7 protein-coding genes are annotated in these 5,045 nt (G+C 64.8%); 1 reads left to right on the plus strand and 6 read right to left on the minus strand.

Annotation, left to right across the window (positions count from 1 at the left end; translation table 11 throughout):
• From MOV74_RS30970 to MOV74_RS30990, 5 genes are all read right to left on the minus strand, one after another.
• The coding region (locus tag MOV74_RS30970; RefSeq protein WP_246930664.1) for a toll/interleukin-1 receptor domain-containing protein at window positions 1-567 on the minus strand (567 nt) is incomplete at its 3' end.
• Between the two features lie 246 nt (window positions 568-813).
• Window positions 814-1,263: a hypothetical protein gene (locus MOV74_RS30975; RefSeq protein ID WP_246930666.1), complete on the minus strand. Its 450-nt coding sequence runs from the start codon at window positions 1,261-1,263 to the stop codon at window positions 814-816.
• A 249-nt stretch (window positions 1,264-1,512) separates the two neighbouring features.
• Window positions 1,513-2,298 (minus strand): hypothetical protein, encoded by a 786-nt coding sequence (locus MOV74_RS30980; protein WP_246930668.1) that lies wholly within the window; start codon window positions 2,296-2,298, stop codon window positions 1,513-1,515.
• Between the two features lie 81 nt (window positions 2,299-2,379).
• Window positions 2,380-2,985 (minus strand): 3-isopropylmalate dehydratase small subunit, encoded by a 606-nt coding sequence (gene leuD / locus MOV74_RS30985; protein ID WP_246930670.1) that lies wholly within the window; start codon window positions 2,983-2,985, stop codon window positions 2,380-2,382.
• Window positions 2,986-3,239: 254 nt separating this feature from the next.
• On the minus strand, window positions 3,240-3,638 hold the full coding sequence (locus tag MOV74_RS30990; protein ID WP_246930672.1) for a metallopeptidase family protein: 399 nt from the start codon (window positions 3,636-3,638) through the stop codon (window positions 3,240-3,242).
• 156 nt (window positions 3,639-3,794) lie between these two features.
• Here MOV74_RS30990 and MOV74_RS30995 point away from each other — a divergent pair, with 156 nt between their 5' ends.
• Window positions 3,795-4,070 (plus strand): hypothetical protein, encoded by a 276-nt coding sequence (locus MOV74_RS30995; RefSeq protein WP_246930679.1) that lies wholly within the window; start codon window positions 3,795-3,797, stop codon window positions 4,068-4,070.
• A gap of 320 nt (window positions 4,071-4,390) precedes the next feature.
• On the opposite strand, the gene MOV74_RS31005 is transcribed toward MOV74_RS30995, so the two are convergent.
• Window positions 4,391-4,690, minus strand: a complete 300-nt coding sequence (locus MOV74_RS31005; protein ID WP_246930676.1) for a DUF1330 domain-containing protein — start codon at window positions 4,688-4,690, stop codon at window positions 4,391-4,393.
• Window positions 4,691-5,045 lie beyond the last annotated feature (355 nt).

The following is a 5,045-nucleotide window of genomic DNA, read 5'->3' on the forward strand; positions in this document are numbered from 1 at the left end:
GGCCTCGGCGTCGGTCAATTCCTCGCCGCGCAGCAGGCGGCCTCCGGACGCCGGGCGGCCGGCTCCGTCCCACCTTTGCGCCAGCTCGCCGATGCGCGTGTGCTGGCGAATCCAGGCAATGTCGGTATCCAGAGCGACCGCCAGCGCCGACAGTCCGGCATCGAAATCGTCTCCGTCGCGCAGCAAGATGTAGTTGAGCCGCGCGAGGCGTGGCGGCAGGTCGGCGTCGGCGACAGGCCGATACACCAGCGGCAGCAGTTTTTTCTGCAAGCTCTCGGTTCGTTCGGCTTCCCACGCGCAGACGTGAGAGGCGATCAGGTCGGGGCTGATGACGATGCCGATCGCGTCGGCGGAAAGGATCAGCGCTTCGAGCCGTTCCTGCCACGGCTCGCCCGGCAAGATGTCCTTCTTGTCCAGATAGGCTTCGAAGCCGCGCGCGTTGAGGGCGTCGACCAGCCGGTTGGAAAAGACGGAATCCTTGCGGGAATAGGAGATGAAGACGCGGGTCTTCCGGTCGCGGCTGCTCGTCGCGGCGACGGCGGCTTTCGCAGCAATGGCGGCGTCCATGGTGTGTCCCTTGCGGAACGAAGCACGTGCAATGATCGAAAAGGAGAATCACGACAGGCGCGAGGCGAACAAGCCCCAGGCTAGACCGGCGCGCGCGGCGAGCATATGAGGTGCTTCACACCTGTGCGCGCCCGCGATTGCCGCCATCGCGCGCGCCGAACCGGCTCAGCCATTGAAAGACGGCCGGATCAGGCCCCGCATCCGGACCTGTGCAAGAAGGTTGTGACGGGGTCGTCTCGGCGCGTTCTACAGCACCGAGAGCTCCGGCTTCTGGTTGTCCTGCGCCGCCAAGGCGCTGCGATCGAGCGACTCCAGTGTCGAGGCATTGGCGCAGAAGCCGTGATAGTTCTCCGCGGCGGTGCCGTCGGCCAGCTCGCGATCGCATTGGCCCTTGTGATTGCACAGCGAGCACACGCGTTCCAGGTCACGCAGCAGCAGCGGCTGCGCGCGGCCGAGTCCTTCGGCGCTGATGCCGAGCTGTTCCAGCATCTTCGGCAATTCGTCGGCGGCGTGCTTGCCGTGGCGAACCAGTTCCTCCAGGTCGTCAGGTGCGATCCTGAGGTCGCTGGCGATCCGGTCGAAGTCGGCACGGTCGAGCTGCCGCATCTCGTTCAACTCGCGGCGATGCTTCAGCCAGCTTGCAAAGGACTCGATGAGGTCCTGCATGATGGGATAAGGCCTGCTTGCGGTGCTCATGGAAAGCTCCCTTCGGACGCCGGAATTGGAGCGAATTAAGCACAATGATGCAGGAGCGCGTTGCGCTGGATCAAACTGGATCGAGACAAGGAAACCGATCTCGTGTCCCGGACGCGGCGCGGCGCGAAGTGCCGCTCCGCAGAGCCGGGACCCATCTCACCGGATTGCTGGGCCCCGGCTCAGCAGCGCATCACACCGGACGATGCTTCGCATCGCCGGGAGTGCTGCGCTGCGTCCGGGGCACGAGAGCTAAGCGAACCGCTCCGCAGCCCACGCATACAGGCTGCCCGCGATCGGCTTCTCGCCGCCGCGGCCCTTGGGCGAGATGTGTAGCCCGATGATCTCGGGGTTGGTGACGAGGCCGAGATAGCTCGACGGATCGAAGAAAAGTTTCGGCTCGGCATGCACGGCATAAAACGACTGCTTCGGCAGCGCGCATGCGAGTTCGCCGGTGCGGCGCGCGAGCGCGGTGAGCGCTGCGGGGCCATAGATCGCAACGCGGATGTCGGAGAGGCGGCTCGAGCCCCCGCGCAGGCGGCGCACCATGAAGGTGATGCGGTGGCGCACCGACAGCCAGTTCGGCGTCAGTTCCTCCTGCTCCATCAGCTGCTCGAAGGCGTTGACGATGCCGTGCTCGGGCGGCAGATAGATCACGGAATTGCCGAGCTGCCGAGGGCGCTCCCAGGCAAAGTAAGGCTTCGCCGGATCGATCTCGACGGGCTTCAAGAGCAGCACGTCGGCGTCGAGCCAGAGGCCGAGACCCTTCGCCATCAGCTTCATGCGGAAGAAGTCGCTGAACTGAAGCGTGGTCCAGTCGCGCCAGCTTCCGTCCGGCTGCGGCGGCCGCAAGCGTTCGGAGAATGCGTGCGGCAGGATCGCTTCGGCGTCCGCGTTGGCGACGCCGGCGGGAAGGCCGGGAATGGTGTCGAAGCTGTAGACGGTGACCTTGTGGCCGGCCGCCAGCTGCGAGCGCAGACAGGTCTGGCGCAGCGCGTCCATCGGGCCATGCCAGAAGGTGACGATCTCGGGCAGCATGCGCGGAAGCTATAAGGGATAGTTTGGACAAAGAAAAAGCCCCGGCGCCATCAGCACCGGGGCTCGAACGAAAACTTGCGATCAGGCCCAGGCGCGTTCGCGCTTGAGCTTGTCCTCATAGGTGTCGATCGAGGCTTTCTTCTCCATCGTGAGGCCGATGTCGTCGAGGCCGTTGATCAGGCAGTGCTTGCGGAACGGATCGATCTCGAACTTGACCTTGCCGCCGTCGGGACCACGGATCTCCTGGTTCGGCAGGTCGATCGTCAGCGTCGCATTTGCGCCGCGCTCGGCATCGTCGAACAGCTTGTCGAGGTCTTCCTGGCTGACGCGGATCGGCAAGATCCCGTTCTTGAAGCAGTTGTTGTAGAAAATGTCGCCGAACGAGGTCGAGATCACGCAGCGGATGCCGAAGTCGAGCAGCGCCCAGGGCGCGTGCTCGCGGCTCGAGCCGCAGCCGAAATTGTCGCCGGCGACCAGCACCTTCGCAGTGCGATAGGCGGGCTGGTTGAGGACGAAATCCGGATTCTCGCTGCCGTCGTCCTTGTAGCGCTGCTCGGAGAAGAGCCCCTTGCCAAGGCCGGTGCGCTTGATGGTCTTGAGGTACTGCTTCGGAATGATCATGTCGGTGTCGACATTGATGATCTTCAGCGGCGCCGCGACGCCTTCCAGCGTGGTGAACTTGTCCATGGTTGGGCTTTCCCGGGGGTGGATCAGGGAAGGCGTATTTATCCCGATCGAGGCCCGAATCCTAGACCGAATTCGGCAGGTCTAGTCTGCTTGGCGGGATCAAGCCACGGAGGAGGTGCGCTCCCTCTCCCGCCTGCAGGAGAGGGCTGGGGTGAGGGTTCTCTCCTCTAGGAGACTGTCCCATTGCGGCGACACCCTCTCCCCAACCCTCCCCCGCAAGCGGGGGAGGGAGCACACCTCCCGCGCGGCACTTCCTACTCTGCCTTGGCCTCAATCGCGGCCATATCGTCGTCCGACAGGCCGAAATGGTGGCCGATCTCGTGGATCAGGACGTGGCGGACGATATGGCCGAGGCTCTCGTCGTGCTCGGCCCAGTAATCCAGGATCGGACGGCGGTAGAGCCAGACCATGTTGGGCAGCCGCGCCACGTCGCCAAGGCTCTGCTGCGGCAGGCCGATGCCTTGGAACAGTCCGAGCAGATCGAACTCGCTCTCGCATTCCATCTCGTCCAGGACTTCCTCGGACGGGAAGTCGTCGACGCGGATGATCACGCCCTCGCACAGGGTGCGAAACTCCGCCGGCAGGCGCTCGAAGATGTCATGCGCCGTCGCTTCCATCTCGGCCAGCGAGGGTGCTTTCGATTCCGTCCACATGCCCACCTCTTAGCGCGGGTTCCGCGGCGATGCATCCGGCTTTATAAACGCGGCGAGGTTGACGGGCGCTTCCAAAACGGGGAGCGTGGGGTCTTAAATGGGACGTTTCAGGTGGGCGGAAAAATGCGAGCGAAAACAGCGCTGACGCTACTGTGCATGGGGTTGTTTTCGCCATTTTGCGTTGGCGCGGAGGCCCAGACGGCGGGCCCCGAGATCCGCCTCGCCCAGGCCTCACCTGACGCCCCGCCACCGCGCAAGCGGCCTCCGGCGCGGCTGCGCGTCACGCCCTATGACAGCCCGGACGGCGTCTACCCGCGTTACAATCCCGGTCCGGACGCAGTCCGCGTGTGCAACGCCACCTATGTGCAGGAATTCCGGCCCAGCGGCACGGTGATCGTGCCGCGTGTGAGCTGCTACTGGCGCCGCGGCTGAGGCCCGGCTCAATGCCCCGCCAACCAAACAGCGTAGTCGCCTCGCGGGGTTCGTGGTGACGAGATGGGTTGCAGTGGTCGTCGCCGTCGCGCTTGCCGCCGGCCTGCCTCGCGCGTTCGCTGCGCCAAGGGTGACAGTGCCAGAGGCCTCGGCGGGGATCGCGGTTTTCGATGTGCGGCGACCCGCGCGAAACCAATACATTGCACGGCCCCTCGTGCGCCGTGATCCCCGCTATTACGCGCGGCCCGTGCACTACCGTCCCTATCCCTACCGCGTGCCCGCACCCTTCGTGTTCGGCTACGGGCCGTTCTGGTGACGCGCTAGCCGGCCGGCGCAAATCCCTCGACCAGCAGCACGGTCGCCTGCGCGCCGGCCTTGCGATCGCGCGAAATCTCCTCGTAATCGGGTGAGTTCGAGAAGGCGAGGAAGGCGGCTTCGTCGGGAAACGACATCATGACGAGCTTGTCGTGCGGCCACGCCCCTTCGAGCACGCGCGGGCGCTCATCGGCGGCGAGCAGCCGACCATTGTACTTCCTGAACACATCGAAGAACCGCGCCTGATAGCGCTCATAGGCTGCGCGGTCCGTCATCTTCAATTGTGCAATCGCGTAAACAGTCATTTTCAAAATTCCTTCCGTCGCGGCACGGCGCCGCAGCGCGGGGCCCAGCTCCGTTCATTCATGGCGCGTTCACATCGCTGTCCGCAATTTAATCCCGGGAGCGACTGCAATTGAACAGGGATGACGCGGGCCGCGAACGAGCATCGCAATCCGCTGTCCAGATTCAGGGAGGATTCCATGCTGAGGAGTTTGGGTCTCAGGGCAAGCCCGATGCGCCTGTTCGGGATTGCGGCCGCCGCGACGCTGATGCTGTCGGCCGGCACTGCGCGTCGTGCTGAAGCGCTGACCTTGATCAATCCGGCGACGTCGCCCGCGACGAAGGGTGCGGCCGACGACCTCGTCACGCAGGTTCGCC

Source organism: Bradyrhizobium sp. SHOUNA76, from assembly GCF_023006445.1.
Lineage (GTDB): Bacteria > Pseudomonadota > Alphaproteobacteria > Rhizobiales > Xanthobacteraceae > Bradyrhizobium.

Coding starts and splice junctions, on each gene's coding strand:
- MOV74_RS30975 (WP_246930666.1), bottom strand. CDS start 1,263: ATGAGCACCGCAAGCAGGCCTTATCCCATCATGCAGGACCTCATCGAG.
- MOV74_RS30980 (WP_246930668.1), bottom strand. CDS start 2,298: ATGCTGCCCGAGATCGTCACCTTCTGGCATGGCCCGATGGACGCGCTG.
- leuD (WP_246930670.1), bottom strand. CDS start 2,985: ATGGACAAGTTCACCACGCTGGAAGGCGTCGCGGCGCCGCTGAAGATC.
- MOV74_RS30990 (WP_246930672.1), bottom strand. CDS start 3,638: ATGTGGACGGAATCGAAAGCACCCTCGCTGGCCGAGATGGAAGCGACG.
- MOV74_RS30995 (WP_246930679.1), top strand. CDS start 3,795: ATGGGGTTGTTTTCGCCATTTTGCGTTGGCGCGGAGGCCCAGACGGCG.
- MOV74_RS31005 (WP_246930676.1), bottom strand. CDS start 4,690: ATGACTGTTTACGCGATTGCACAATTGAAGATGACGGACCGCGCAGCC.